The organism is Frateuria soli, from assembly GCF_021117385.1.
Lineage (GTDB): Bacteria > Pseudomonadota > Gammaproteobacteria > Xanthomonadales > Rhodanobacteraceae > Frateuria_A > Frateuria_A soli.
Genome location: NZ_CP088252.1, coordinates 1,903,092 through 1,929,858, shown reverse-complemented (window position 1 = coordinate 1,929,858; position 26,767 = coordinate 1,903,092). Strand labels below are relative to the sequence as shown.

Annotated in this window: 30 protein-coding genes, 1 tRNA gene and 1 other RNA gene; 26 read left to right on the top strand and 6 right to left on the bottom strand. The window is 69.8% G+C overall.

Annotation, left to right across the window (positions count from 1 at the left end; all coding sequences use genetic code 11):
• The first annotated feature begins 2 nt into the window (after positions 1-2).
• The 8 genes from LQ771_RS08880 to LQ771_RS08845 all read left to right on the top strand — a co-directional run bounded on the left by LQ771_RS08880 (position 3) and on the right by LQ771_RS08845 (position 5,316).
• Entirely contained in the window at positions 3-731 is a 729-nt protein-coding gene (locus tag LQ771_RS08880) for a 3-deoxy-D-manno-octulosonic acid kinase (RefSeq protein ID WP_231349047.1), read from the top strand.
• A complete protein-coding gene (locus tag LQ771_RS08875) occupies positions 728-1,486 on the top strand; it encodes an MBL fold metallo-hydrolase (protein ID WP_231349046.1) in 759 nt (252 codons plus the stop codon). Before LQ771_RS08880 ends, LQ771_RS08875 begins: the two co-directional genes overlap by 4 nt.
• A 119-nt stretch (positions 1,487-1,605) precedes the next feature.
• Positions 1,606-1,698, top strand: a tRNA-Ser gene (locus LQ771_RS08870).
• 225 nt (positions 1,699-1,923) lie between these two features.
• An RNA gene (ffs, locus tag LQ771_RS08865) (signal recognition particle sRNA small type) lies at positions 1,924-2,020 on the top strand.
• A 129-nt stretch (positions 2,021-2,149) separates the two neighbouring features.
• Positions 2,150-3,781, top strand: coding sequence for a DNA polymerase III subunit gamma/tau (dnaX, locus tag LQ771_RS08860; RefSeq protein WP_231349045.1), 1,632 nt, complete (start codon positions 2,150-2,152; stop codon positions 3,779-3,781).
• 13 nt (positions 3,782-3,794) lie between these two features.
• Positions 3,795-4,118, top strand: coding sequence for a YbaB/EbfC family nucleoid-associated protein (locus tag LQ771_RS08855; protein ID WP_231349044.1), 324 nt, complete (start codon positions 3,795-3,797; stop codon positions 4,116-4,118).
• Positions 4,119-4,195: 77 nt separating this feature from the next.
• Entirely contained in the window at positions 4,196-4,795 is a 600-nt protein-coding gene (gene recR, locus LQ771_RS08850) for a recombination mediator RecR (RefSeq protein ID WP_231349043.1), read from the top strand.
• A 176-nt stretch (positions 4,796-4,971) separates the two neighbouring features.
• Positions 4,972-5,316, top strand: coding sequence for a histidine triad nucleotide-binding protein (locus tag LQ771_RS08845; protein WP_231349042.1), 345 nt, complete (start codon positions 4,972-4,974; stop codon positions 5,314-5,316).
• A gap of 124 nt (positions 5,317-5,440) precedes the next feature.
• Here LQ771_RS08845 and LQ771_RS08840 read toward each other — a convergent pair whose 3' ends face one another.
• From LQ771_RS08840 to LQ771_RS08825, 4 genes are read right to left on the bottom strand one after another with little or no spacing between them, the layout of a single operon-like run.
• Entirely contained in the window at positions 5,441-6,037 is a 597-nt protein-coding gene (locus LQ771_RS08840) for a Slp family lipoprotein (protein WP_231349041.1), read from the bottom strand.
• Positions 6,038-6,084: 47 nt separating this feature from the next.
• Positions 6,085-8,055 (bottom strand): transglutaminase TgpA family protein, encoded by a 1,971-nt coding sequence (locus LQ771_RS08835; protein WP_425491255.1) that lies wholly within the window; start codon positions 8,053-8,055, stop codon positions 6,085-6,087.
• Positions 8,056-8,060: 5 nt separating this feature from the next.
• Positions 8,061-9,014: a DUF58 domain-containing protein gene (locus LQ771_RS08830; RefSeq protein WP_231349039.1), complete on the bottom strand. Its 954-nt coding sequence runs from the start codon at positions 9,012-9,014 to the stop codon at positions 8,061-8,063.
• Between the two features lie 2 nt (positions 9,015-9,016).
• Positions 9,017-9,958: an AAA family ATPase gene (locus LQ771_RS08825; RefSeq protein ID WP_231349038.1), complete on the bottom strand. Its 942-nt coding sequence runs from the start codon at positions 9,956-9,958 to the stop codon at positions 9,017-9,019.
• 124 nt (positions 9,959-10,082) lie between these two features.
• Between LQ771_RS08825 and LQ771_RS08820 the strand changes: the two genes are divergently transcribed.
• Positions 10,083-11,579 carry an ArnT family glycosyltransferase gene (locus tag LQ771_RS08820; protein WP_231349037.1) on the top strand — a complete coding sequence of 499 codons (1,497 nt, stop codon included), beginning with the start codon at positions 10,083-10,085 and terminating at the stop codon, positions 11,577-11,579.
• Positions 11,580-11,650: 71 nt separating this feature from the next.
• On the opposite strand, the gene LQ771_RS08815 is transcribed toward LQ771_RS08820, so the two are convergent.
• On the bottom strand, positions 11,651-12,232 hold the full coding sequence (locus LQ771_RS08815) for a Maf family protein (RefSeq protein WP_231349036.1): 582 nt from the start codon (positions 12,230-12,232) through the stop codon (positions 11,651-11,653).
• Positions 12,229-12,687: a hypothetical protein gene (locus LQ771_RS08810; protein ID WP_425491254.1), complete on the bottom strand. Its 459-nt coding sequence runs from the start codon at positions 12,685-12,687 to the stop codon at positions 12,229-12,231. The genes LQ771_RS08815 and LQ771_RS08810 overlap by 4 nt, the downstream gene beginning before the upstream one ends.
• A gap of 111 nt (positions 12,688-12,798) precedes the next feature.
• On the opposite strand from LQ771_RS08810, the gene LQ771_RS08805 reads away from it, so the two are divergent.
• The 17 genes from LQ771_RS08805 (at position 12,799) to LQ771_RS08725 (ending at position 26,736) form a co-directional block, all read left to right on the top strand.
• The gene (locus tag LQ771_RS08805; RefSeq protein ID WP_231349035.1) at positions 12,799-13,317 is read left to right on the top strand and encodes a YceD family protein; all 519 of its coding nucleotides are present in this window, start codon (positions 12,799-12,801) and stop codon (positions 13,315-13,317) included.
• A gap of 16 nt (positions 13,318-13,333) precedes the next feature.
• Positions 13,334-13,525 (top strand): 50S ribosomal protein L32, encoded by a 192-nt coding sequence (rpmF, locus tag LQ771_RS08800; RefSeq protein ID WP_231349034.1) that lies wholly within the window; start codon positions 13,334-13,336, stop codon positions 13,523-13,525.
• Positions 13,526-13,650: 125 nt separating this feature from the next.
• Positions 13,651-14,625 carry a beta-ketoacyl-ACP synthase III gene (locus LQ771_RS08795; protein ID WP_231349033.1) on the top strand — a complete coding sequence of 325 codons (975 nt, stop codon included), beginning with the start codon at positions 13,651-13,653 and terminating at the stop codon, positions 14,623-14,625.
• Between the two features lie 119 nt (positions 14,626-14,744).
• Entirely contained in the window at positions 14,745-15,683 is a 939-nt protein-coding gene (gene fabD / locus LQ771_RS08790) for an ACP S-malonyltransferase (protein WP_231349032.1), read from the top strand.
• Between the two features lie 116 nt (positions 15,684-15,799).
• The gene (fabG, locus tag LQ771_RS08785; RefSeq protein WP_231349031.1) at positions 15,800-16,543 is read left to right on the top strand and encodes a 3-oxoacyl-ACP reductase FabG; all 744 of its coding nucleotides are present in this window, start codon (positions 15,800-15,802) and stop codon (positions 16,541-16,543) included.
• A gap of 194 nt (positions 16,544-16,737) precedes the next feature.
• Positions 16,738-16,977: an acyl carrier protein gene (acpP, locus tag LQ771_RS08780; RefSeq protein ID WP_091336635.1), complete on the top strand. Its 240-nt coding sequence runs from the start codon at positions 16,738-16,740 to the stop codon at positions 16,975-16,977.
• A 195-nt stretch (positions 16,978-17,172) separates the two neighbouring features.
• On the top strand, positions 17,173-18,411 hold the full coding sequence (gene fabF, locus LQ771_RS08775) for a beta-ketoacyl-ACP synthase II (protein ID WP_231351882.1): 1,239 nt from the start codon (positions 17,173-17,175) through the stop codon (positions 18,409-18,411).
• Between the two features lie 8 nt (positions 18,412-18,419).
• Positions 18,420-19,766, top strand: a complete 1,347-nt coding sequence (locus LQ771_RS08770; protein WP_231349030.1) for an aminodeoxychorismate synthase component I — start codon at positions 18,420-18,422, stop codon at positions 19,764-19,766.
• Positions 19,763-20,572 carry an aminodeoxychorismate lyase gene (pabC, locus tag LQ771_RS08765; protein WP_231349029.1) on the top strand — a complete coding sequence of 270 codons (810 nt, stop codon included), beginning with the start codon at positions 19,763-19,765 and terminating at the stop codon, positions 20,570-20,572. The genes LQ771_RS08770 and pabC overlap by 4 nt, the downstream gene beginning before the upstream one ends.
• A 10-nt stretch (positions 20,573-20,582) precedes the next feature.
• Positions 20,583-21,623: an endolytic transglycosylase MltG gene (gene mltG, locus LQ771_RS08760; RefSeq protein WP_231349028.1), complete on the top strand. Its 1,041-nt coding sequence runs from the start codon at positions 20,583-20,585 to the stop codon at positions 21,621-21,623.
• Positions 21,616-22,260 (top strand): dTMP kinase, encoded by a 645-nt coding sequence (gene tmk / locus LQ771_RS08755; protein WP_231349027.1) that lies wholly within the window; start codon positions 21,616-21,618, stop codon positions 22,258-22,260. Before mltG ends, tmk begins: the two co-directional genes overlap by 8 nt.
• The gene (gene holB, locus LQ771_RS08750) at positions 22,257-23,192 is read left to right on the top strand and encodes a DNA polymerase III subunit delta' (RefSeq protein ID WP_231349026.1); all 936 of its coding nucleotides are present in this window, start codon (positions 22,257-22,259) and stop codon (positions 23,190-23,192) included. Before tmk ends, holB begins: the two co-directional genes overlap by 4 nt.
• A 141-nt stretch (positions 23,193-23,333) precedes the next feature.
• A complete protein-coding gene (locus LQ771_RS08745; protein WP_231349025.1) occupies positions 23,334-24,263 on the top strand; it encodes a PIG-L deacetylase family protein in 930 nt (309 codons plus the stop codon).
• 175 nt (positions 24,264-24,438) lie between these two features.
• On the top strand, positions 24,439-24,792 hold the full coding sequence (locus LQ771_RS08740; protein WP_231349024.1) for a PilZ domain-containing protein: 354 nt from the start codon (positions 24,439-24,441) through the stop codon (positions 24,790-24,792).
• Positions 24,793-25,089: 297 nt separating this feature from the next.
• Positions 25,090-25,446 (top strand): NADH-quinone oxidoreductase subunit A, encoded by a 357-nt coding sequence (locus tag LQ771_RS08735; protein ID WP_231349023.1) that lies wholly within the window; start codon positions 25,090-25,092, stop codon positions 25,444-25,446.
• On the top strand, positions 25,437-25,994 hold the full coding sequence (locus LQ771_RS08730) for a NuoB/complex I 20 kDa subunit family protein (RefSeq protein WP_231349022.1): 558 nt from the start codon (positions 25,437-25,439) through the stop codon (positions 25,992-25,994). The genes LQ771_RS08735 and LQ771_RS08730 overlap by 10 nt, the downstream gene beginning before the upstream one ends.
• Before the next feature lie 10 nt (positions 25,995-26,004).
• Positions 26,005-26,736 carry an NADH-quinone oxidoreductase subunit C gene (locus LQ771_RS08725; RefSeq protein ID WP_231349021.1) on the top strand — a complete coding sequence of 244 codons (732 nt, stop codon included), beginning with the start codon at positions 26,005-26,007 and terminating at the stop codon, positions 26,734-26,736.
• Positions 26,737-26,767 lie beyond the last annotated feature (31 nt).

The following is a 26,767-nucleotide window of genomic DNA, read 5'->3' as shown; positions in this document are numbered from 1 at the left end:
ACATGATGATGCAGGAGCAGATCCGCGAGGAAGCCGGCGGCGGGGTGCTGTCCGATGCGTCGTTCGCGGGCGTCGTGGACGGCGGGTGGTTCGAGCCAGGCTACTGGCGAGACCGCGGCGCGCTCGAGATCCAGGGGGGCGGGCGCGGTGGCGTGGCCATGATCGACACGCCGGCCGGGCGGTGCGTGCTGCGCCATTACCATCGCGGTGGCCTGATCGGGCGCTTCAACCGCGACCGCTACCTGTGGACCGGCGCCGCGCGCACGCGAAGTTTCGCCGAGTTCCGGCTGCTGGCGCATATCGCCGGCCTGAAACTTCCGGCTCCCGAACCGGTGGCCGCACGTTTCCGTCGTCACGGCTTTTTCTACACCGCCGACCTGATCACCCGGCGGATCGACGATGTGCGCACGCTCGCGCAATGTCTTGCGGACGGCCGGCTGGATTCGGACCTTGCGCGGGAGACCGGGGCTCTGGTCGCCCGCTTCCATCGCGAGGGGGTCTGGCATGCCGACCTCAACGCGCACAACGTGCTGGTCAAGCCCGAGGCGCTCTATCTGATCGACTTCGATCGCGGTGCGCTGCGTGAGCCGGCGGAGGCCTGGCGGCTGGCGAACCTGGCGCGGTTGCGCCGGTCGCTGGTCAAGCTCGGCGCCACCGAGCGGATTCCCGATTTCCAGGCGGTCATCTGGCAGCCGCTTGTCTACAGTTACGAACGGACGATGGGCGCATGAGCTGGTCGCTGCGATTCCTGGGCGTCGGCGCGGCGCATGCGGTGGAACTGGGTTCCTCGGCCGCCGTGGTCGAGCGCGACGGCAGGCCGTTGCTGCTGATCGACTGCGGCCCCGACACGCTGGATCGCTACCAGGACGCCTACGGCGAGCAGCCACGGGCGATCTACATCACCCACACCCACCTTGACCACGTCGGTGGCATGGAGCGGCTGTTCACGCGGTTGTGGTTCGACGAGTCGCTGCGCGGCTGCGTCCGCGTCTTCGTCCACGCCGCGCTGGTGCCCTGGCTGCAGGCGCGCGTGGCTGACTACCCCGGCGTGCTGGCCGAGGGCGGCGTCAACTTCTGGGAGGCGTTCCGGCTGGTGCCCTGCGGCCGCGGCTTCTGGCTCGACGGCTGGTGGTTCGACGTGTTTCCCACGCGCCACCATCGACCGGACACCTCCTTCGGCCTGGCGCTGCAGGGCAGCTTCGTGTTCACCGGCGACACCCGGCCGGTGCCCGAGATGCTGGCGCAGTACGCGGCGTCCGGCGAGCGCGTGTTGCACGACTGCGGACTGGTCGGCAATCCCTCGCACAGCGGCGCGGATGACCTGGACCGCGAGTACGACGAGAAGCTGCGGCAACAACTGGTGCTGTACCACTACGGCAGCGCCGCCGATGGCGAGCAGTTGCTCGCGCGCGGCTTTGCGATCGCCAGGGCCGGAGAGCGATTGGAACTCCCGACTCCACCGCCGCCGCGAGCGGACGCGGGTTAGCCGGGTCGGTCCCCGAACTCGCCCGGGACAGGTGAGAGGCGTCGCGTCGCTTGTCTCCGCGGAGGCGTATCGCTATCCTTCCGCTTCTTTGCCAGCTCCCAGGGCCAGGCAAGGAATCCGGAGAGGTGTCCGAGTGGTTGAAGGAGCACGCCTGGAAAGTGTGTATACGGCTTATACCCGTATCGCGGGTTCGAATCCCGCCCTCTCCGCCAATTGTGATGTGCGTGCCGGCTGAAAGCTGGCGCGAGTTTGAAAAGAAGCAGGATAGAGAGAGTGGGTGAGAACCCGCCCGGTTCGACGGATTCGCCGGGAGCGAATCCGGACAGCCGAAGGCTGGCCCCGAGCGGAGCGAGGGGTGAGGCCCAGGACGGGCCGAACAATCCCGCTCTCTCCGCCAGTTTCAAGTAGGGCCTGAAAGCCCGCGTCCATGGTGGCCCCGTCGGTCCCCCCGCGACGATAGTCCGCAAACCCCGCCAGGTCCGGAAGGAAGCAACGGTAGTGGATGATTCGGGTGCCGGGGTGTGGCTGGCGGGGCCGCCGCCATTTCGGGGCTCCGACGCGCTCGGCTGACTTGCCGGCGTCGACTTGGCACAATCGGTTTGCGCCCCAACGTCAGTGCTGACTCAGGGCGCCACCGCCCAGCCGCAGAACAGGCTCCAACGCATGTCCTATCAGGTCCTCGCCCGCAAGTGGCGCCCGCGCAAGTTTGTCGAGCTGGTCGGGCAGGAACATGTGGTGCGCGCGCTCACCAATGCGCTGGACACCGGGCGCATGCACCATGCCTACCTGTTCACCGGGACCCGCGGCGTGGGCAAGACCACCATCGCGCGCATCTTCGCCAAGTCGCTCAACTGCGAGCGGGGCGAGTCGGCCGATCCCTGCGGCGAGTGTGCAGTGTGCACGGCGGTGGATGCCGGCCGCTTCGTCGACCTGCTGGAAATCGACGCGGCCAGCAACACCGGCGTGGACGACGTGCGCGAGGTGATCGAGAACGCGCAATACGCACCCGCACGCGGCCGCTTCAAGGTGTACCTGGTCGACGAGGTGCACATGCTCTCCAAGCCGGCGTTCAATGCCTTGCTCAAGACGCTCGAGGAGCCACCGCCGCACGTGAAGTTCCTGCTGGCGACCACCGATCCGCAGAAACTGCCGGTGACGGTGCTGTCGCGCTGCCTGAAATTCAACCTGAAGCGCCTGCTGCCCGAGCAGATTTCCGGCCAGATGCGCCACATCCTGGATGCCGAGAAGATCGCCTACGAGGACGCCGCCATCGGCGAGCTGGCGCGCGGCGCCGACGGTTCGCTGCGCGACGGCCTGTCGCTGCTGGACCAGGCGATCGCCTACGGTGGCGGCGCGCTCAAGGCCGACGACGTGCGCGCCATGCTCGGCAGCGTCGCGCGCAGCCAGGTGCTGGGCCTGCTCGATGCACTGGCCGACGGCGATGGCGCGCGGCTGATGGCCGAATGCGAGCGCATCGCCTCGTACTCACCCGACTTCGGCGGTGTGCTCGACGACCTGGCGGCGACCTTGCATCGGATCCAGTTGATGCAGCTGGTGCCGGGTTATCACGGCGAAGGCGACGGCGACGATGCGGAAAGCCTCGCCGGCCTGGCCGGGCGCATGCAGCCGGAAGACGTCCAGCTCTACTACCAGATCGCCACCACCGGTCGCCGCGACCTGCCGCTGGCGCCCGATGCGCGCACCGGTTTCGAGATGGCGCTGTTGCGCATGCTGGCGTTCCAGCCCGGCGATGCGGGCGATGCGGCGCCAGCCGAGCGCGCGGCACGCCCGGCGCCGCGGCCTGCAGTCGCCCCGGCGGCGCCGCGTCCCCAGCCGACGCCCGCCGCCACCGCGACCCCGCCACCCTCGGCCCCTGCCGCGCGCGCGCCGGTGGCCACCGACGCCCGTGGCTTGCCGCGCTGGGAGGCGCTGATCGAACAGGCCGGCCTGCGCGGCCCGCTTGGGCAGCTGGCCCAGAACGCCGCGTTGCGCGAGCGCGACGGCAATACGCTGGTGCTGGCGCTGCAGCCGGCGCACATGCACCTGGCCGTCGAGCCGATGGTCGGCCAGATGGCCGACCGCATCGGCGACGTGCTGGGCGAGCGCATCAGGCTGCGTTTCGTCGCCGACAGCCAGGGTGCTGCCGAGACGCCCGCCGCCCGCGCCGCCTCGGCCCGGGAGAGCGCGCAGAGCGCCGCCGAGCAGGCGATCGAGGAAGACCCGCTGGTGCAGTCGCTCAAGCGCGAATTCGGTGCCCGCGTGGTGCCGCAATCCATCAAACCCATCGAAAGTTGAGCGGAGCAAAATCATGAGAGGCCAGATCGGTCAGCTGATGCAGCAGGCCCAGCGCATGCAGGAAGACATGAAGCGTGCGCAGGAGGAAATCGCGCGGATGGAGGTTACCGGCAGCGCCGGTGGCGGCCTGGTCACCGTGCTGATGACCGGCGCGCACGAGGTGCGTCGCGTGCAGATAGACCGCAAGCTGTTCGCCGACGATCCGGAGATGGCCGAGGACCTGGTCGCCGCGGCGGTCAACGACGCGGTCAACAAGGTCGCCGAGGCCAGCCGCAACAAGCTGGGTGGCGTGACTGCCGGCATGAACCTGCCAGCCGGCTTCAAGATGCCGTTCTGAATCGGCATGCGGGATTCGGGATTGGCGAGCAGTCCCGCTCTTTCGAATCCCGGATCCCGTATTGCGAATCCCGATAAATGCCCGGCTCTCCTCTTCTCGCCGACCTCATCGAAGCCCTGCGCTGCCTGCCCGGCGTGGGTGGCAAGAGCGCGCAACGGATGGCCTTCCACCTGCTCGAGCGCGAGCGCACGCGCGGCCTGAAGCTGGCCGGCGTATTGCGCGAAGCGATGGAACGGATCGGCAATTGCACGCGCTGCCGCAATTTCAGCGAGGAGCCGGTGTGTGCGCTGTGCGCCAGCGCCAGCCGCGACCGGCAGGTGTTGTGCGTGGTCGAATCGCCGACCGACCTGGCCGCCATCGAGCAGGCCACCGGTTACCGCGGGCAGTACTTCGTGCTGCTCGGTCGCCTGTCGCCACTGGACGGACTGGGCCCGGAAGAGCTCGGGCTGGCGCAGCTGAGCGCACGCCTGGGCGAGGGCGAGATCGAGGAGATGATCATCGCCACCAACCCGACCGTCGAGGGCGAGGCCACCGCGCACTACCTGGCACAGCTGGCGCATGCCGGCGGCGTGAAGCCGACGCGCCTGGCCCATGGCGTGCCGCTGGGCGGCGAGCTGGAGTACGTCGACCGCGGCACGCTGGCGCATGCCTTTGGCAGCCGGCAGGCGCTGGAATGAACGGACCGCGCCTCGCCTGGGCGGCGCCCGGTGCCGCAGGGCAGCGCACATCGCGTCTTGCCGCCGGCCCCTGATGGTGGGGCTGCGCGGCTGTACGAGAAGTCCGGTTTCGGGCTTGGCGCGCCGCGCTCGCGGGGTATGCTGCTTCGCCTGTGAATCCACGCGAGGAGTCAGGCATGGGCGACACCATCTTCGGCAAGATCATCCGGCGCGAGATCCCGGCGGACATCGTCTTCGAGAATGAAGAGGTGCTGGGCTTCCGCGACCTCAATCCGCAGGCGCCGGTGCACGTGCTGTTCGTTCCGAAGAAGCCGTTGCCGACACTCGACGACGCGCAGCCGGGCGATGCCGAACTGCTGGGCCGGCTGCTGCTCGCCGCGGCCGTCTATGCCCGGCAGGAAGGCCTCGCGCAGCAGGGCTACCGTACGGTGATCAACTGCAACGAGCATGGCGGGCAGACGGTGTTTCACCTGCACGTACACCTGCTGGCCGGCCGCCGGCTGGGCTGGCCGCCGGGTTGAGCGGACAGGAGCTCGACCTGCGAGCGAGCCGGCGCAGCGGCTGCGCACAGGGAAGGCCGGGCAAGGTGTTCGACGGCAACAAAAACGCCGGCCCGGGGCCGGCGTTCCTGCGATCGAGCCGCGCCTACTTGTGCGCCGGCTTGGGTGCCGGCGCCGGCGGCGGGCGCACGATGATCACGCGCGGACGGTTCCAGTACGGATCGCCCCACGGGCCCCAGTACGGACCCCAGCCCGGGCCCCAGAACGGGTCGTAATAGCCTGGCGGATAGCGCACGGTTACCGGGCGCTTGGGCCACAGGTAGACCACGTCGGCCGCCACGCGCGGATAGGCGTAGTCGTAGTCGCCCACTTTCTTCGTCACGGTGCCCTGCAGCGTGCCGGTGACGGTCAACTCGCGGCCCCGGGTGAAGACCTCGGGGTCGTAGAAGCCTTCATGGCAGGCGACAAAACGGCCTTCGGTAGCCCCGCTGGTGTCCGTCTCCGGCCGTGCCTGCTTGTCCAGCGGGCGCGACAGCAGATAGAAGCACGTCTCCTGCGGGCCAGGCTCGGTCTTGATGATTTCGCCGCCCCAGCGGACTTTCGCGCCTCCGGCGCCGCCCTGCTGGGCTCCCGCCGTGCTCACGTCGGAGTAGGTGCCCTGCAGCGGCTGGGGCACCGTTGCACAGGCGGTCAGCAGGCCGAAGGCGGTGGCCAGGGCCAGAGGGCGGTAAGGAAAGGACATGACGGTTCTCCCTGGGACAGCGGCCGCCCGGGCGGCCGCATGGACATTCATTTGACCACGCGCCGGGGCCGGAATTCCCGTACCGCCCGCTGGAACTCCCGCAGCAGTTCAGGCACCGGTTCGTCGTGCGCATAGCGCAGTTCAAGGTAACGGTTCATCAGTCGCTCCAGTTCGCCGCGTTGCGCCGGCAACGCCCGCGCGGCGCGGCGCAGGTAATGTTGCGGTCCTTCGCCGCGACGGCGCGTGATGCCGGCGCGCGCGAGCCTGGCTTCCAGCCGCCGCAGCGCCTTGCGCAGCGGCTCGGGCCGCTCACGCCGCCACAACGCCCAGCCGGTGCCGATCGCCACGAAAAGCGAGGTGCCGATCGCCAGCAGCATGCCCAGCATCGCCGTGCCGGTATCGCGGATGCCGAATGGGGTCAGCAGGCCACGCTGGCGCAGCGCATCAAAGCCGATAACGCCCTGGGTCCACCAGTGGTTGACCACGTCCCACCGGTTGCGCAGCGACGCCAGCCAGCTGGTTTCCGCCCAGCCGGGCTGGTCGCCGGCGGCGGCCGCGCCCAGGCTGACGCGTTCGGGCCGCACGGCGGCGGTGGGATCGATCCGCACCCAGCCGCGGCCCTCCAGCCAGACCTCGCTCCATGCATGCGCGTCCGACTGGCGCACCAGCAGGTAGTTGCCCAAAGAATTCCAGTAGCCGCCCTGGTAACCGGTGACGACGCGCGAGGGGACGCCGGCGGCGCGCATCAGCACGGTGAACGAGGAGGCGTAATGCTCGCAGAAACCCTCGCGGGTCCCGAACAGGAAATCGTCCACTGCGTCGCGGCCCAGTGGCGCCGGCGCAAGCGTGTAGCGGAAGCCGCCGTCGTGGAACAGGGCAAGCGCGGCGTCCACGATGGCCTGGTCGTCGCTACCGTGACGCTCGCGCCATTGCGTGGCCAGCGCATGCGTGCGGGGGTTGAACCCCTGGGGCAGGCGCAGCGCGAAACGCCGGGCCGCTTCCGGCAGCTCCGGCTGCAGGTGGTAGCGGATCGCCGAGTCGAGTGTGTAGCGCAGCAGCTCGCGCACGGGCTTGTCGCTGATTACCTCGCGATCGGGACTGAGCCGCGCGTCCGCCGGCGCCTCCAGCGGCACGTCGAGCGCGGGCAGGATGCCGCGGTTGGTCGGCTCCAGGTCGACCTGGTAGCGGCTGGTGCCCCTGGACTCCAGCGTTTCCAAGAGCCGGCGCTGGCCGTCGGCGCGGCGCAGATCGGCATGTTCCCAGGTGCGCCCGTCGTACAGCCACATGACGTACGCGCGGAAATAGCGCAGCTCGGGTGCGGGCGGCGGACCGTCGAAACTGACCCGCATGGCCGGGCGATCGTCGGTCAGCAGCTCGGTGAAGTTGCCCGGCGACATGCGGTCGCTGAGGCCGGTCCGCGCTTGCGGGCTGTTGGCCGTTCCCCAGAGCGGCGAGCTCAGGCGCGGAACCAGGGCGAAGGCGAGCAGCGCCAGCGGCACGGCGGCGGCGAGCAGCGCCAACCCCGGCAGCAGGGCGCGCGGCAGGCTCGCCGGTGCCTGCGCCGGTTCCAGCGCACGCAAGGTGGCCAAGGCCGGCAGCAGGCCCAGCGCGACCACGAAGGTGGCGACCAGCCCCTGGTCGAACAGCAGCGCGGCCATCAGCCCGAAACAGGCGAAACTGATGCCGACCCTGGCGTCGCGGGGTGTTTCGCTTTCCAGCAGCTTGAGCACCAGCAGCCCGACCGCCAGCGCGGAACCGGGTTGCTGCCCGAAGATGGTGCCGTAGGTGAAGACGACGGCCACCGCCAGCAAGGCCAGCAGCGGCAGCTTGAGCAGCAGCGGCGGGCGCGTGCCATGCCGGCGGCGCTGCCACCAGCGCAGCCCCAACACCAGCGCCAGTGCGGCCACCAGCCACCAGGGCTGGTGTGGCGCATGCACGCCGAGCACGCAGGCCATGGTCAGGCAGAGCAGGTCGAACGCGCGGCGATCCAGCGTTGGCTCGTCCGTTCGGCGTTTCACCCCGATCATGGCAGCGACGCCAGCGCGCTCATGCAGCGCGCATAGTGGCCCGGGCCGCTTCCCGCCTCGATCGGCTGGCCCGGCAGCCACAGGCTGTGCCGCCGTCCCTGCGCATGCGCCTCGCCCAGCCAGCGGGCGAGGCGGGCGATGCGTGCCTCGTTCTCCATGCCCTCCAGCTCGCGCCAGTCCAGGCGCCATTCGGGACGGGACTCGGGCTGTTCGAAGTCCTTGCTGAGCAGCTGGCCCAGCCGCGCACTGGCCTTCCAGGCGATGTGCTTGCGCGGATCGCCGCTGCGGTAGTCGCGCAGGGCGGCCAGATCCTCCCCGCGATGCAGGCGCGGGCGCAGGCCTTCGTCGGCGGGCAATCGTGGCGGTGGACCGTCGTCCTCGGGGCGCGGCCAGACCAGCACGGACTGCTCCGGATGCATCCAGCTCCAGGCGCGGAACAGTCCCAGCGGCCAGGTCGTCCACACGCGCACGCGCGGCAGGGGTTGCCAGCCGCGCTCGCGGGTGGCCAGCGGCAGGGTGACATCGGCCTTGCCGGCGGCGTCGATGGCGAAGGCCTGGCAGGATCGATCCAGGTCGATCCGGATCGCGCTGCGCGGCCGCCTCGACTCCAGCTCGAGCGTCAACGCCAGCGGCTGGCCGGCGACCGCCTGGCCCGCGCGAACGCTGGCCAGCGTCAGGCCGTCGAGCGCACGGAACGCGATCAGCATGCTCGCCGCACCGGCCGCGCCCAGCAGGCAGGTGAGCAGCAGGGCGGCGTTGTTGGAATAGTTGAGCGAGCCGGCGAGCATCACCAGCAGCAGCAAGGTGAAACCCAGGCCGAAGCCGGTTGGCACGATGTAGATCCGCCGCCGGTTCAGCTCGATCGGCATCGGCTCCGGGCGGCGGAAGCGGGTCAGTGCGGGCAGCCGCCGCTCGGCCAGCTCCTGCAGGCGGCGCAGCGCGTCGCGCATGGTCAGTCGACCGCGGTATCGGCCAGCAAGGCGCGGGCCAGCGCATCCCCGCTGGCGCCGCGCGAAGGCACCAGCCGGTGTGCGGCCAACGGCACGAACAATGCCTGGATGTCTTCCGGCAGCACGTGGCCGCGGCCGCTCAGCAGGGCCCAGGCGCGCGCCGCGCCGAGCAGCGCGATGCCTGCGCGGGGCGACAGGCCCACCCGGATGTCGGCGTGGCGACGGCTGGCCGCGAGCAGTGCCTGCAGGTAATCGAGCAGCGCACTGCTGGCGGTGATGCCTTGCGCCTGCCGGTGCAGCGCCGCCAGGCTCGGCGCATCCAGTTGCGGCGTGAGCTGCGCGAGCAGGTCGCGCCGGTCGCTGCCGGAGAGCAGCGCGCGCTCGGCGGCGGCATCGGGATAATCCAGCGAGATGCGCAGCATGAAACGGTCCAGCTGCGAATCGGGCAGCGGGAAGGTGCCGTGCAGGTCCAGCGGGTTCTGCGTGGCCACCACGAAGAAGGGCTGCGCCAAGGTGTGCGTCTGGCCGTCCACGGTGACCTGGCCCTCGGCCATCGCTTCGAGCAGCGCGCTCTGCGTCTTGGGCGTGGCGCGGTTGATCTCGTCGGCCAGCATCAACCCGGTGAAGATCGGGCCCGGGTGGAAGCGGAACTGCCCCGTCTCGCGCTCGAACACGCTGACCCCGATAATGTCCGAGGGCAACAGGTCGCTGGTGAACTGCACGCGCTGGAACTCCAGGGCGAAGCTCGCGGCCAGCGCATGTGCCAGCGTGGTCTTGCCCACGCCGGGCACGTCCTCCAGCAGCAGGTGGCCGCCGGCGACCAGGCAGGTGAAGGCGAGCTTCACCTGGCGCGGCTTGCCGAGCAGCACGCGGTTGACCTGGGCCATCGCCGCTTCCAGGCGAGGATGGAGCGTTTCTTCGGACAGGGGAGTGGTGGCGGACATGGGTTCCTGGCAGTCGGCACGGGCGGAACGCGGGGAGGGCCGGTCGAGTGTAGCGGCCGCTCTCGCGCGCTGGCGAGGCGCGTTCCTCATTGCGTTCGTCGGTCTGCTGGTTTTGAAGTGCATCGTGGCCGCCACGATGTCGCCGTTCGGCGACGAGGCCTTCTACTGGCTGGAAAGCCGGCATCCGGCCTGGGGCTACAGTGACCTGCCGCCGCTGACCGCCTGGCTGATCTGGCTGGGCGAGCGCGTTGCCGGGCACGGGCTCGTCGGCATGCGCTGGCCCTTCCTGTTGCTGGGTAGCGCGCTGCCCTGGGTGATCGTGGCGTTCGGACGGCGCGCCTTCGATGCGCGCACCGGCTGGCAGGCGGGCCTGTTGTGTCTTGCGCTGCCGCTGGCCGGCACCTTCGGCGTGATGGCGATGCCCGACGTGCCGCTGACCCTGGCGATCGCGGTGGCGCTGCAAGCGCTGTTGCGCGCAATGGACGAGGACCGGCTGCGCCACTGGCTGCTGCTGGGCATCGCGCTGGCGGTGGCGTGGCTGACCCACTACCGCGCCGCGATGGCGATGCTCGCCGGGCTGTTGCTGCTGGTCCTCACGCCTCGCGGTCGCGCGCAGTGGCGCAAGCCGGGCCTGTGGGTGTCGCTTGCCGTGGCGGCGGCGGGGCTGGTTCCGCTGATCGTGTCGAACTGGCGCCAGCATGGCGCCGGCCTCGCGTTCCAGCTGGTCGATCGAAACCCCTGGGCTTTCCACGCCGACGCGCTGGCGCAACCGCTGGAGCAGGCGATTGCCTGCACCCCGCTGCTCTATGCCGTGCTGCTGTGGGCGCTGTGGCGGTGCTGGCGCCGGCGCGGCGAGGGTGCGCCGTGGGACCTGCTTGCCTGGACGTCGCTGGGTTTCCTCGTCCCGTATTTCGTGTTCGGTCTGTTCGCCGATGGCCTGCGCTTTCGCGCGCACTGGCCGTTGCCGGGCTACCTGCCGTTGCTGGCGGCGTTGCCTGCGCTGTGCCACGAGGCGGGCAGGGGCTGGCGCATGACGGCGGTGGCCGGTGGCGTGCTGGGCGGGCTCGGGACGCTGCTGGGGCTCGGTTACCTGGCACTGGCGGCGAGCCCGCAAGGCGTCGACATGCTGGCCGCGAGCAAAGCCTTCCCGGGCAACTTCGTGGGCTGGCGCGAAAGCGCGACGCAGGCGCGCACGCTGCTGGGGCGCAAGGATGCGGTGCTGGTGGCGGACAATTTCATGCTCGCCGCGGAGCTGGAGTTCCAGCTCGGCGATCGCCCGGTGTATTCGCTGGACAGTTCGCTCAACGTCAAGCATGGCCGCGCCCCGCAGTTGGCGATCTGGGGGCGCGACGAAGCCGGGCTGCGCGCCGCGCACGCGGGCGCGCCGATGCTTTTGGTGGTGAGCGAGGTGATGCGCGAGCGCGAGAAGCTCGAGCGGCTCGGCGCGATGTGCGGACGCATCCAGGCGCCGGAGCTGGTCACGCGGCTGGTGCTGTTCGAGGGGCGCAAGAGCTTCGCGTACTACCGCGGCCGGGTGCCGGTCGCGCCGCCCGCGGGACAGGCCGATCCGACGCAATGCCTGTTCTGGCGCAACGCACAAGCGGCGACGGACGCCCTGTAGGAGCGCACCCTGTGCGCCACCGGTGACTCGCTTCGGCGCACGCAGGGCGCGCTACTGCGGGATGAGGCCCGTCAAGGAACGGCCAGCCCGGCCTCGCGCAGCAGCCGCGCCAGCGCGATCAGCGGCAAGCCAACCAGCGCCGTCGGGTCGCTGCTGTCGATGCGCTCGAACAGCGAGATTCCCAGGCCCTCGCACTTGAAGCTGCCGGCGCAGTCCAGCGGCAGCTCGCGCTCCACGTAGCGGGCGATTTCCGCCGGCGCAAGCGAACGGAACCGCACGCGGGTGGTGTCCAGGTGCGTGCGGCTGCGCCCGTCGCGGGTGTCGAGCAGGCAGAGTCCGGTGTGGAAGCGCACTTCGCGGCCCGCGCAATCCGCCAGCTGGGCCCGCGCCCGCTCGACGCTGCCGGGCTTGCCCAGCGCGCGGCCGTCGAGTTCGGCGATCTGGTCCGAGCCGATCACCAGCGCAGTGCTGGTGAGGCCGTGCGCCGCCCCATTAGCCTTGGCGACCGCCAGCCGCAGGGCGCCCTCGGCCGGGGCCTCGCCAGGGATCAGGGTTTCGTCGGTACCCGGCGCGCGCTGCTCGAAATCCGGCATCAGCCGGCGCAGTAGTTCGGCGCGGTAGCGCGAGCTCGATCCCAGCACCAGCAGCGTCATACGTCCGATTCGCGCCGGATGTGTTCGCGCATGGCGTCGTCCAGCTCGTGGTGCGCGCGCTCCAGCGCCCTCACCAGCGGGCGCAGCCGGGCGCGGGTCTGGCTCATGTCGGCGGCCGCCTCGTCCAGGCCCTGCTGGCTCGCATCGGGGGCGCAGTCGCGGATCCACAGCCGCTGCTGCAGCAGCGAGCGCAGGCCGGCGTCGATCGCCTGCTTGGCCTCCTGCTCGCCGGCGGCCGGCTGGTCGGGGTTGAAGGACATCACCGCATGGGCCTGCCTGAGGCCCTTGCGGCATGTCTTCAAATCCGACTCCAGCTGGTCGGCCAGCTCCAGCAACCGGTGCATGCTGTGACGCCGCCGCTCCAGCCGCCGCCGGCGCCCTGTCAGCACGAGCGCGCCCGCAGCCACCAGCAGCAGGCACATCGCGGCGAGGCCAAAGGCGAGGGAAGCGGGCACGAGGACAACCGGTTACGATCGGAAGGGCAGTCTGCCGCAGTCCCGTCGGGAGGCAAAGCCCGCCGCGGCGCGGTTGACTTGAGCCCCCGCCGACCCTAAGATTTCGCGATTATGTCCGTGACACTGCCAGAGTCCGTGGACGCTTGGCGCATGGTCTCGGCGCGGCGTTCGTTCGCCGGGGCGCTTCCCGTGGCCGCCATGCCCCGCCTGTGCGGGATGCTGGCCGGAAACGAAGGGGCGGCGCAGTACACACTGGATTTTGGTCGCGACGATTTCGGCTCGGCCTACCTTCAGGTGCACGTCGAGGCGCCGCTGACGCTGATCTGTCAGCGCACGCTGGAGCCTTTCGTGCAGCCCCTGACGGTGGACAGCCGGCTCGGCCTGATCCGGAGCGAGCGCGATGAGGCGGCCCTGCCGCCGGGGTGCGAGCCGCTGCTGGTCGAGGACGACGGCAAGCTGGACCTGGCCGCCGTGATCGAGGACGAATTGCTGTTGGCGTTGCCGCTGGTACCGGTCAATCCGGACAGCAGCCTGCCACCCGAAGTGACTGGCCCCGCCGCGGAGGAATCCGTGGCGGAGCCCAACGACAACCCGTTCGCGGTCCTGCGCGAACTCAAGAAAACCGATTGAAGCCGGAGATACACCCATGGCCGTTGCCAAGAGCCGCAAGACCCCGTCCACCCGCGGCATGCGTCGTTCGCACGACAAGCTCAAGACCGTGCAGCTGGCGACCGACCCGACCAGCGGCGAGGTGCACCTGCGCCACCACGTCACCAAGGACGGCTACTACCGCGGCAAGAAGGTGATCGACACCGCCGCGGCCGTCGAAGCCGAGTAAGCGGCTTCCATCGGACGCAACAGGGCGGCGCGGCGACGCGCCGCTTTGCGTTTCGGCGTCCGTGAACGTAACGTTGCGGTTTCGGCGTGGCCATGCCATCGCCCCCGCATGCAGATGGAAAGTCCATGGCTTCGACCTACGCCCGCATCACCGGCACCGGCAGCGCGCTGCCCGAACGCGTCCTGACCAACCTCGACCTCGAGAAATTCGTCGAGACCAGCGACGAGTGGATCCAGTCCCGCACCGGCATCCGCCAGCGGCACGTGGCTGCCGAGGGCGAGACCACCGGCGACCTGGCCTTCCTCGCCGCCGAGCGCGCGTTGGCCGCGGCCGGCGTCAAGGCGTCCGAGCTTGACCTGATCGTGCTGGGCACCACCACGCCCGACCTGATCTTTCCCTCCACGGCGTGCCTGGTGCAGAACCGCCTGGGCGCCAACGGCTGCGCCGCGTTCGACGTCAACGCGGCCTGTTCGGGCTTCGTCTATGCGCTGGGCGTGGCGGACAAGTTCATCCGCAGCGGCCAGACCAGGAAGGCGCTGGTGATCGGCGCCGAGACGCTGACCCGCATGGTCGACTGGAAGGAGCGCGAGACCTGCGTGCTGTTTGGCGACGGCGCCGGCGCGGTGGTGCTGGAGGCCAGCGACGAGCCGGGCATCTTCGCCACCTGCCTGCATGCCGACGGCGGCTACAAGGAGCTGCTGTGGAATCCGGTCGGCGTCTCGGTCGGTTTCCGCGACGAGCCCAACCACGGCGTGCGCATCAAGATGGCCGGCCGCGAGGTGTTCAAGGTCGCCGTCAAGACGCTCGACTCGCTGGTCGAGCAGACGCTGCAGGCCGCCGGCATGGAGGCTTCGCAGCTGGACTGGCTGATCCCGCACCAGGCCAACCTGCGCATCATCGAAGCCACCGCCAAGCGCCTGAACATGTCGATGGACCAGGTGATCGTGACCGTCGACAAGCACGCCAACACCTCGTCCGGCTCCGTGCCGCTGGCGCTGGACTACGCGGTGCGCTCGGGCAAGGTGAAGCGTGGCCAGAACCTGCTGCTGGAAGCCTTCGGTGGCGGCTTCACCTGGGCCTCGGCGCTGCTGCGCTACTGAGCGGGCCCGCCCTCACGCGATGCCGCCTTCGGGCGGCATCGTCGTTTGCGGGACCGATACGGCTGCGTACGCGCGCGGCTGCTGGCATCATCGCCTCTTTGCCTTTGACGGACCTACCGATGACCGACACCTCCGCCTCGCTTGCCTTCGTCTTCCCCGGCCAGGGCTCGCAATCGGTCGGCATGCTGGCCGACCTGGCCACCGCCCACGCGGAAGTGCAGGCGACCTTCGAGGAAGCCTCGCAAGGTGCCGGCGTCGACCTGTGGCAGCTCAGCCAGCAGGGCCCGGAGGACCGGCTCAACCGCACCGAAAACACCCAGCCTGCGCTGCTGGCCGCTAGCGTGGCGGTGTGGCGCGTATGGAACAAGCTCGGTGGCGCGCGTCCGGCGCAGTTGTCCGGCCACAGCCTGGGCGAATACAGCGCACTGGTCTGCGCCGGCGCGCTGTCGCTGCACGATGCGGCCGCACTGGTGGCCGAGCGCGGCCGCCTGATGCAGGCCGCGGTACCGGCCGGCGTCGGCGCGATGGCCGCGATCCTCGGTGGTGACGATGCGCAGATCGCGCAGGTGTGCGAAGAGGTCGCGCAGGGGCAGGTGGTCTCGCCCGCCAACTACAACTCGCCGGGTCAGCTGGTGATCGCCGGCGATGCCGGGGCGGTCGACCGCGCGCTGGCCAGGCTTGCCGAGCTGGGCGTGAAGAAGGCGGTCAAGCTGGCCGTGTCGGTGCCCTCGCACTGTGCGTTGATGCGCGAGGCCGCCGATCGTCTGGGCGAGCGCATGACGTCGATCGAGTGGTCGCTGCCGGCCACGCCCGTCGTGCAGAACGCCGAGGCCCGCAGCTACGGCAGCGTGGAGGAGATCCGCGGGGCGCTGCAGCGCCAGCTCTACCTGCCGGTGCGCTGGACGCAATGCGTGCAGGCGCTCGCCGGCAACGGTGCCACCCGCGTGCTCGAATGCGGTCCGGGCAAGGTGCTCTCGGGCCTCATCAAGCGCATCGACAAGAGCCTGGATGCACGGGCCATCGGCACGCCGGCCGAGCTGGAGTCCGCGCTCGCCTGACACTACCTCTTGCAGGAGCCCGCTTGCGGGCGACGCTTCCGGTGCGTCGACACGAGGGCATCGCCCACAAGTGGGCTCCTGCGAAAAACCTTCCTCGCTTCCGAAAGGGCAAGACGATGAGCAATATCCTGCAAGGAGAAATCGCGCTGGTCACCGGCGCAAGTCGCGGTATCGGCGCAGCGATCGCCGACGAGCTGGCGGCCATGGGCGCCACGGTGATCGGTACGGCCACCAGCGAGAACGGGGCCAGGGCCGTCGGCGAGCGCCTGGCTGCGAAGGGTGGCCACGGCCGCGTGCTGGACGTGACCGATGGTGCCGCGGTCGAGGCGCTGATCGACGCGATCGCCAAGGAGCACGGCCCGGTCTCGATCCTGGTCAACAATGCCGGCATCACGCGCGACCAGCTGTTGATGCGCATGAAGGACGAAGACTGGCAGGCGATCATCGATACCAACCTGACCTCGGTCTACCGCACCTCCAAGGCGGTAATGCGCGGGATGATGAAAGCGAAGAAGGGACGCATCATCTCGATCGCCTCGGTGATCGGCCTCACCGGCAACCCCGGCCAGGCCAATTACGCCGCGGCCAAGGCCGGCATCATCGCCTTCTCCAAGTCGCTGGCGCGCGAGATCGGTTCGCGCGGCATCACCGTCAACGTGGTCGCGCCCGGCTTCATCGATACCGACATGACCCGCGCACTGCCGGAGGAGTCGAAGCAGGCGCTGCTGGGGCAGATCGCGCTGGGCCGCCTGGGCGAGGCGAACGACATCGCCAAGGCGGTGGGCTTCCTTGCTTCGCCGGCCGCCGCCTACATCACCGGCGAAACGCTGCACGTCAACGGCGGCATGTACATGCCCTGACGTATGGCGTGGTTGTCGCCAAGAACCGGTTTTTAGGCGACAATCGACCTTTCGCGCCGGGCCGAAACCCTGCGCGTTTGAAACCTGTCGGCGGAACCATGGCGGCCTGGCCGCTTAGCCACTACAATTCGCCGTCCTTTGCCGGACCCGTGCCGGCCCGACAAAAAAGCACACCCCTTGGGAGGTTTGGCAACATGAGCACCATCGAAGAGCGCGTCAAGAAGATCGTCATCGAGCAGCTGGGCGTGAAGGAAGACGAAGTCACGGCGAACGCTTCGTTCGTGGACGACCTGGGCGCCGATTCGCTGGACACGGTGGAACTGGTGATGGCCCTCGAGGAAGAGTTCGAGACCGAGATCCCGGACGAGGAAGCCGAGAAGATCACCACCGTTCAGCAGGCCGTGGATTACATCAAGGCCCACACCAAGGACTGATCGGTTTCGTGTCCGGTGTCTGCGCCTTTGCGGCGCGGCTTCCGTCCACGTGGCGATACCGAAAGCTGCGCCACTTGGCGCAGTTTTCGTTTCTGCCTTTTGAAACGTCCGATACCGTATGGTTGAAGGACGCAGGCTGTTGCGCGGCAATGGCCGACAGAACACGCAAGGATTCAATCCATGAGCGAACGACCCGTGAGTAGACGGCGTGTTGTAGTGACCGGCATGGGCATCATTTCGCCGGTCGGCAATGACATCGCCACGGCCTGGGACAATATCCTCAATGGCGTCAGCGGCATCGGCCAGGTGACCCATTTCGACGCTACCGGCTATGCCACGCGCATCGCCGGGCAGGTGCGCGACTTCGATCCGGCACAGTGGATGCCGCCGAAGGACGTCAAGAAGATGGATCCCTTCATCCACTACGGCATCGCGGCCGGCACGCAGGCGCTGCGCGATTCGGGGCTGGAGGTCACCGAGGCCAACGCCCCGCGCATCGGCGTGGCGGTCGGTGCCGGCATCGGCGGCCTGAACACCATCGAGGACACGTCCATCGAGCTGCACGAAAAGGGCCCGCGCCGCGTGTCGCCCTTCTTCGTACCCAGCTCGATCATCAACATGGTGTCGGGCCATCTGTCGATCATGTTCGGCCTCAAGGGTCCGAACATCGCCTGCGTCACCGCGTGCACCACGGCCACCCACAACATCGGACTGGCCATGCGCATGATCCAGTACGGCGATGCCGACGTGATGCTCGCCGGTGGTGCCGAGTTCGCCACCACCGGCACCGCGATGGCCGGCTTCTGCTCGGCCAAGGCCATGTCCACCCGCAACGACGAGCCGACCAGGGCGAGCCGTCCGTGGGACAAGGACCGTGACGGCTTCGTGCTGTCCGACGGCGCCGGCGTGCTGATGCTGGAGGAGTACGAACACGCCAAGGCGCGCGGCGCGAGGATCTACGCCGAGCTGGTCGGCTTCGGCATGAGTGGCGACGCCTACCACATCACCGCGCCCAGCGAGGGCGGCGAGGGCGCCGCGCGCTGTATGCAGGCGGCGCTGGACGACGCGGGCGTCGAGCCGGACCAGGTGCAGTACATCAACGCGCACGGCACCTCCACGCCGCTGGGCGACCTGGGCGAGGTGATGGCGGCCAAGAAGGTGTTCGGCGAACACGCCTACAAGCTGGCGATGAGCTCGACCAAGTCGACCACCGGCCATCTGCTGGGTGCGGCGGGCGGCGTCGAGGCGATCTTCACCATCCTGGCGCTGCGCGACCAGGTGCTGCCGCCGACGATCAACCTGGACGAACCGGGCGAAGGCTGCGACCTCGACTTCGTGCCGCACACGGCGCGCAAGGCCGATCTCGACGTGGCGATCTCCAATTCGTTCGGCTTTGGCGGGACCAACGGCACGCTCGTCTTCCGCCGCCACTGAGCGGAAGCGTGGGCGGCCACCTGAGGGTCCTCGACGGCCGGCGCGACCTGCTCGCGCCGGCCGCCGCTTTTGCGGACCGCTATCCCTGCCTGCTGGAGAGCGTGGTGCGCGGCAGCGCGCAGTCGCGTTACGACATCCTGTTCGCGTTTCCGGGTGACCGGCTGACCCTGCACGGCGACGGGAGCTTGCTGGACGGGCAGGGACGCCGGCTCGCGGGGCGCTTCCTCGATGCGCTCGATGCCGCCTGGCAGGCCGAACGCCAGTCTGCGCCCGGTGACGGGTTGCCGTTCCACGGCGGCTGGGTGCTGCTGCTGGCGTACGAACTGGCTGGCCAGATCGAACCCCGCCTGCGCCTGCCTCCCGGCGAAGGCCTGCCGACAGCGCTGGCGCTGCGCTGCCCGGCCGCGATGATCGTCGACCACGCCCGCGAACGGACGATACTGGTGGCCGAGGCGGCGCATGCCGGCCTGCTCGATGTCATGGAGGCTGACCTGTCGGTGTCCCCGGCCTTGCCCGCGCTGGTTCCTCCGGTCGCCATCGAGGAGGATGCGCCCGTGCGGTTCCTGGATGGCGTCGCGCGCGTGCACGAGCACCTGCATGCAGGCGACATCTTCCAGGTCAATCTCTCCCGCGCCTGGCGCGCGCACTATGCGCAGCCACCGGCTCCGGCTGCCCTGTACGGGGCGTTGCGCGCGGCCAATCCGGCGCCGTTCGCGGGGCTGTTGCAGCAGCCCGGCTGGGCGGTCGCCAGCTCCTCGCCGGAGCGGCTGGTCGAAGTGCGCGACGGGATTGCGCAGACCCGCCCGATCGCGGGCACGCGCCCCCGCGTCGCGGGCGACGACGATGCGGCACGCATCCGCGAGCTTGCCGCGCACCCGAAGGAGCGTGCCGAGCACGTCATGCTGATCGACCTGGAGCGCAATGACCTGGGCCGCGTCTGCATACCCGGCACGGTCGAGGTCGACGAGTTGATGGTGGTGGAGAGCTACGCCCATGTGCACCACATCGTCTCCAACGTGCGCGGTCGCCTGCGCGAGGGCGTGACCCCGGGGCAGGTGATCGCCGCGACCTTTCCCGGCGGCACCATCACCGGTTGTCCCAAGGTGCGCTGCATGGAAATCATCGCCGCGCTCGAGGGCACGCCGCGTGGCGCCTACACCGGTGCACTGGGCTATCTCGGCCTGAGCGGGGAACTCGACCTCAACATCCTGATCCGCACGCTGACCCAGGCAGGGTCCGACATCACGCTGCGCGCCGGCGCCGGCATCGTGGCCGACTCGGTCGCCGAGCACGAACTGGACGAGACCCGCGCCAAGGCCCGCGGCCTGCTGCGCGCGCTGGGAGCGTCCGGTTGATCGCGCGGGTGCTGGTCGATGGCCAGGCGGGGGACCGGGTTTCGGTGCTGGACCGCGGTCTCGCCTACGGCGACGGCCTGTTCGAAACGATCCGTTTTCTCGGCGCCGGCGCGCCGCTTTGGCCACGCCACATGCAACGTCTGGAGGAAGGCTGCCGCCGGCTGGGGCTGCCGATGCCGGCCCCTGCCACGCTGCTGGTCGAGGCGCGCGCCGTGTCGCGGGGACTGCCGCAGTCGGTCGTGCGCATCACGCTGACGCGGGGCGTGGGCGCGCGGGGCTACAGGCCACCCACGCCCGCGCATCCCACCCGCATCGTCGCCGCGTTCGATGCTCCGCCGCCCGACCAGGCTGCGCAGGTCGGGGGAATCCGCGTGCGCCTGTGCGCCACGCGCCTGGCGGCACAGCCGCAGCTGGCCGGCCTCAAGCACCTCAATCGCCTGGAACAGGTGCTGGCGCGCGCCGAATGGGACGACCCGGCGATCGCCGAGGGCGTGCTGTGCGACGCCGACGGCCTGGCGATCTCCGCCACGGCGGCCAACCTCTTCGCGGTATTCGACGGCGTGCTCGCGACGCCGGCGGTCGATCGCTGCGGCATCGCCGGCGTGGCCCGGGCCGAGGTGCTGGCGGCCTGGCCGCACGCGCAGGTGCGCCCGATCACACTGGAGGAGCTCCGGCGCGCGGACGAGCTCTTCCTATCCTCGAGCGTGCGCGGCATCCTGCCAGTTCGCGAACTGGACGGCCGCACCCTTGGGGTCGGAACGGTGACACGCGCGCTGCAGTCGCATTGGCGCAAACTGGGTTTCTGAAGGAGTCGCCATGGGGCGCAAGAAAAGAACAGGTCGAGCGGCCGGGCGGATCCTGGGATGGCTGGTGCTGCTGGCCGTTCTGGCCGCGCTGGTGGCCACCTGGTACGACTTCGAGCGATTCAGCCGCACGCCGCTCACGGTCGGGCCGCAGCGCCAGACGCTCGATGTGGAGCGTGGCAGCAGCCTGCGCGGCATCGTCTCGCAGCTGCGTGCCCGCCACCTCACCCGTGCACCCTCGCTGTACTGGCGTGTGCTGGCCGAGCGCATGCGGGTCGCCGACCGGTTGCACGCCGGCGAGTACGCGCTCGATCCGGGCCTCACGCCGGGCCAGCTGCTCGATGCCATGGCCGCCGGGCGCGTCCTGCAGCGGGACTTCACCATCATTGATGGCTGGACCTTCCGCCAGTTGCGCGATGCGCTGGCGAAGGTTCCCACCTTGCGCCACGACGGCGCGAAGCTGGACGACGCCCGCCTGATGCAGCGAATCGGCGCGGCCGGCGAAAAACCGGAAGGCCGCTTTCTTCCCGAGACCTACGCGTACGTCAAGGGCGACAGCGATCTGGACATCCTCAAGCGCTCGCACCAGGCCATGGCCAGGACGCTGGCCGAGCTCTGGCCCGGGCGCGACAAGGACCTGCCGCTGGCAACGCCCTACGATGCGCTGATCCTGGCGTCCATCGTCGAGAAGGAAACCGGGCGCGCGGACGAGCGGGCGAAGATTGCCGGCGTATTCATGCGCAGGTTGGAGAACCACATGCTGCTGCAGACCGACCCGTCGGTGATCTACGGCATGGGCGACGCCTATGCCGGCAACATCCGCCGCAGCGATCTGATGGCCGATACACCCTACAACACGTATCTGCACGCGGGCCTGCCGCCCACGCCGATCGCGCTGCCGGGACGGCCGGCGATCCAGGCCGCGCTGCACCCGGCGCCGGGCAAGGCGTTGTATTTCGTCGCCCGCGGCGACGGCAGCCATGTGTTCGCCAGTTCGCTGGCCGAACACAACCGCAACGTCGCCTGCTACCAGCTGAAGCGTTGCCATGACTGAGGCGCGGCGCGGACGCTTCATCTCGCTCGAGGGCGGCGAAGGCGCCGGCAAGAGCACGCTGCTGGCCGGCTTGCGCGATTACATTGCCGGGCGGGGCATCGACCTGGTGCAGACCCGCGAACCCGGCGGTACGGCGGTGGGAGAGGCGGTCCGCGCGATCGTGCTCGATCCGCAGGCGCGCGGCATGGCCGCCGAGACCGAGCTGCTGCTGATGTTCGCCTCGCGTGCCCAACTGGTGCGCGAGACCCTCGCGCCGGCGCTGGCGGCCGGGCAATGGGTGTTGTGCGACCGCTACGTCGACGCCAGCTATGCCTACCAGGGTGGCGGCCGCGGCCAGCCGGTGGAGCGCATCGCCGAACTGGAGCGTTGGGCCTGCGCCGGGGTGGCGCCAGACCTGACATTGCTGCTCGATCTGCCGGTGGCGACCGGCCGCGCGCGCGCCGCCGGGCGGGGCGAGGCCGACCGCATCGAAACCGAGGCGGATGCGTTCTTCGAGCGCGTGCGTGCGAGCTATCGTGCGCGAGCCGCGGGGGAACCGGGGCGCTTCCGCGTGATCGATGCCGGCCAGTCGCCCGAGGTCGTGCTGCAGGCGGCCATCGCAGCACTCGCGCCGCTGTTCGCGGAGGACGCGGCATGACGGCACCGCCCTGGCACGAGGCGCACTGGCATCGGCTGCAATCACGCCTGGCGAGGGGGGCATTGCCGCACGCGCTGCTGCTGTGCGGTCCGGCGGGGCTGGGCAAGCGTGCCTTCCTGCAGCGGTTCGTGCGCGGCCTGCTGTGCGAGCACCCGCGCGAGGGCGAGGCCTGCGGCCGGTGCCGCGCCTGCCTGTTGCTGGATGCCGGCACCCATCCGGATTCCGTCACCATCAGCTACGGCCTGCGCAAGGACGGCGTACAGCGCAAGGAGATCGTGGTCGAGCAGATCCGCGAGCTCTCCGCGCGGCTGGCGATGGCTAGCCAGTTCGGTGGCTGGCAGGTGGTGGTCATCGATCCGGCCGATGCCATGAACACGGCCGCGGCCAATGCGCTGCTCAAGACGCTGGAGGAGCCCTCGCCGCAGACGCTGCTGCTGCTGGTCGCCGACGCGCCCTGGCGGTTGCCGCAGACCATCCGCAGCCGCTGCCAGCGGATCGAGTTCCAGCTGCCCCCACCGACCGAGGCGCTGGCCTGGCTGGGCGCGCAGGGCGTTGCCGATCCCGCAGCCGCCTTGGAGGCGGCCGGGGGCAATCCGGGTCTGGCACAGGCCTGGGCGGCGCAAGGTGCGCTGGCACGTCGGCAGGCGGTGCGCAAGGACCTGGCGGCGCTGGCTGCCGGCCGCGCCGAGCCGATGGAGGTGGCGCGCCGCTGGCTCGATGCCGAGCCGGAACAATGCCTGTGGTTTGCCGCGCAGGCCGCCGTGGACGAGGCACGGGCCCGTGCGTCGGGCAGTGCCACGCCGCTCGGCAGCCAGCTGGATGCCGAGGCGCTGGCCGACTGGTACGCCTTCGCCAACCGAACGCGTGATGCCTTGCGCGGCCCGCTGCGCGGCGACCTGCTGCTGCTAGAGTTGCTCGCCGGCTGGCGCTGACCCGACGGCCTGCGTCGGTCCGGTCGCCGACATCACGCTACACGTAGTGCGAACGCGCGTTGACGCAAGCTGCGCGCAACGATCGCCTGCGGCCTCCGGGCCCGGGCGTTCCCCACATCCTGGCGCGGGAGGCGCCACGACATGCCGTTGAGCCCGGAGCTGTACAGCCCCGACGCGCGGACCCGCCTGCTGGTGGTGGCGCCACATCCCGACGACGAGACCATCGGTACCGGCGAACTGCTGCAACTGGTGCGTGCGGCCGGCGGGGACGTGCGCGTGTTGTTGCTTACCGACGGCGACGACAATCCCTGGCCGCAGCGCTGGCTGGAACGACGCCTGCGTATCGGCGACGGCGAACGCGCGCGCTGGGGGCGGCGTCGTCGCGGTGAGGTCGCCGAGGCTCTGCGGCGGCTCGAGGTGCCGTTCGATGCGTTGCGCGCGATGGGCTGGCCGGACATGAGCCTCACCACGCTGGTGCGCGAGGATGCCTCGGCGGCCCGCGCGAGCCTGGTCGGGGAACTGGTCGGGTTCCGCCCGAACGTGGTTGCCCTGCCGGCGCTGTCCGATCGTCATCCCGACCACGGCAGCGCGCACGTCCTGATGCGGCTCGCGCTGGCCGACTGGGACGCCGAACCGCCGTTGCTGCTCAGTTACCTGGTGCACGGCCGCGAGGGCGCCGCGACCGACATTGCCTTGCCCGCGGCCGCCGAGCGCCACGCGGCCAAACTTGCCGCATTGACGGCCCATGGCAGCCAGATGGCCCTGAGCGCGGGCCGCATGCGCCGGCTTACCGATCGCCCCGAGCGCTACGACCGGGTCGCCCGGCCCCCGGCAGACCGCGAGGCGGGGGCGCTGCCCTGGCATCCCCGGGCCTGGCGCTCGCAGCTGCGCCTGACCATCGCCAGCCCGGATGGCGTACGCCACTGGTCCTGGGCCGATGCACCGCTGCGGCGGGACGGGCAGGGCCGCTGGCGCCTGGCCGAAGTACCGACGGCGCCGTGCTTCGCGCGGCTGGACATGGACGTGCCATCGCCGTGGATTTTCGACCGCTGGGGATGGTGCGAGCTGTAACGCCCCATGCGGGCGCGGGGTGGCACCGGCCCGTGCACCTTTGCCATGCAGGGATGCCGGTGGACCCCGGGTCGTCCCCGCGGGTTGCCGTGGCTCCCGCTTTGCGCCCACCGATCCCGCTCGCTACGATGCTCGCGGGCCGGCCCGAAGCCGGCCGTCCGTTCCGGAGCCCAGCATGACCCCCACCGCCGCCCGTCAGGGCATCATCTCGCTCAAGATCAAGGATGCCGCGTCGCTGTACAACGCGTACATGCCATTCCTGAAGAACGGTGGCCTGTTCGCGCCGACGGCGCAGCGCTACGCGCTGGGTGACGAAGTGGTGTTGCTGATCACGCTGATGGACGAGACCGAGCGCCTGTCGGTGGTCGGCAAGGTGGCCTGGATCAGCCCGCTCGGCGCGCAGGGCAACCGTACCGCCGGCATCGGCGTGCACTTCAATGAATCGAGCGACGCGGAGGGCGCGCGCCAGCGCATCGAGAACATTCTCGCCGGCGTGCTCTCGTCCGAGCGTCCCACCCACACGATGTAGCCCGCGGGCGCCTGGCCGCCATGGTGGATTCGCCGCGCGCTCACCCGCGACCTGCGAAAACGGGATCGCACTAACCAATAACTGCCGCGTCCGCAATACTTGGCGTAGTCCCCGCACGCGCTGATACAATGCGGCGGTTACACGAAGGGATTTCGTGGAAATCGGGCGCTCGCGGCCCCCACGCGTGCGATCGTGGCCGGACAGCCCCTGCCGTGCGCGGCCTGCCGAATCGAACCAGCCGGATCGCCATCGTGGCGGTCACTGATGCGCCCGAAGGGTGCGGAGGTACGTTGCATCGTGCTTGCTCAATACTGGCCCATCCTGCTGTTCATCGGCGTTGCCGCCGGCCTGGGCGTGGTGCTGCTGATCATCGGCATGCTCGCCGGCCCGCGCCGCCCCGAGACGGTGAAACTCTCGGCCTACGAGTGCGGCTTCGAAGCCTTCGAAGACGCGCGCATGCGCTTTGACGTCCGCTATTACCTGCTGGCGATCCTGTTCATCATCTTCGACCTGGAAATCGCCTTCCTGTTCCCCTGGGCGGTGGTGTTCCAGCACATCGGCATCGTCGCGCTGATCGAGATGGCGCTGTTCCTGTTGCTGCTGGTGGTCGGTTTCGCCTACGTGTGGAAGAAGGGAGCACTGGAATGGGAGTGATGTCTTCCATCGACCGGGTGATGCACAACCCGGAGCCGTTGAACCTGGTCGACGACATCCTGCGCCCGGCCGAGGACAACCCGGTCGTGCAGCGCGGCTTCGCCACCACTTCGGTCGACGCGCTGATGAACTGGGCGCGCACCGGCTCGATGTGGCCGATGACCTTCGGCCTGGCCTGTTGCGCCGTCGAGATGATGCACGCCGGCGCCGCGCGCCTGGACCTGGACCGCTACGGCGTGATCTTCCGCCCGAGTCCGCGCCAGTCCGACGTGATGATCGTGGCCGGCACCCTGGTCAACAAGATGGCGCCCGCGCTGCGTCGCGTGTACGACCAGATGCCCGATCCGAAGTGGGTGATCTCGATGGGCAGTTGCGCCAACGGCGGCGGTTACTACCACTACTCGTACTCGGTGGTGCGGGGCTGCGACCGCATCGTGCCGGTCGACATCTACGTGCCCGGCTGCCCGCCGACGGCCGAGGCGCTGATCCACGGCATCCTGCAGCTGCAGAAGAAGATCCGCCGTACCAGCACCATCGCCCGCGGCTGAGAGCCTGCTCATGACCGATACGCAAAACACCACGCTGACCGCACGCCTTGCGGCGCGGTTCGGCGACACCCTCTCGCTGCTGCCCGCCCGTGGCGGCGAGACCACCGTCGAACTGGCGGCCGCCGACCTGCTGAGCGTCGCCACCGCCCTGCGCGACGAGCAGGAGTTCCGCTTCGAGCAACTGATCGACGTCTGTGGCGTCGACTACCTCGGTTACGGACAGGACGAGTGGGCGACCGAGACGGTTTCCGCCACCGGCTTCTCGCGAGGCGTCGAAGGCCAGGCCATGGGCCGCTTCAACTGGGCCGAGCGTCCGCGCGACGCCAGCATGCCGCGTCGTTTCGCGGTGGTCGTCCACCTGCTTTCGGTCACGCACAACCGGCGCGTGCGCCTGCGCGTGTTCTGCGAGGACGACGCACTGCCGATGGTGCCTTCGCTGACCGGCATCTGGCCGGTGGCCAACTGGTTCGAGCGCGAGGCGTTCGACCTGTTCGGCATCGTTTTCGAGGGCCACCCCGACCTGCGCCGCATCCTCACCGACTACGGTTTCGTCGGTCATCCGTTCCGCAAGGACTTCCCGCTGATCGGCAACGTCGAGGTTCGCTACGACGCCGAGCAGCAGCGCGTGGTCTACCAGCCGGTGACCATCGAGCCGCGCGTGCTGGTGCCGCGCGTGATCCGCGACGACGCCGACCTCATCCAGGCCAGGGCCGAAGCTGCAGACGACTGGCGGAGCAACTAGCATGTCTCAACTGGCGAATTTACAGCGAGCC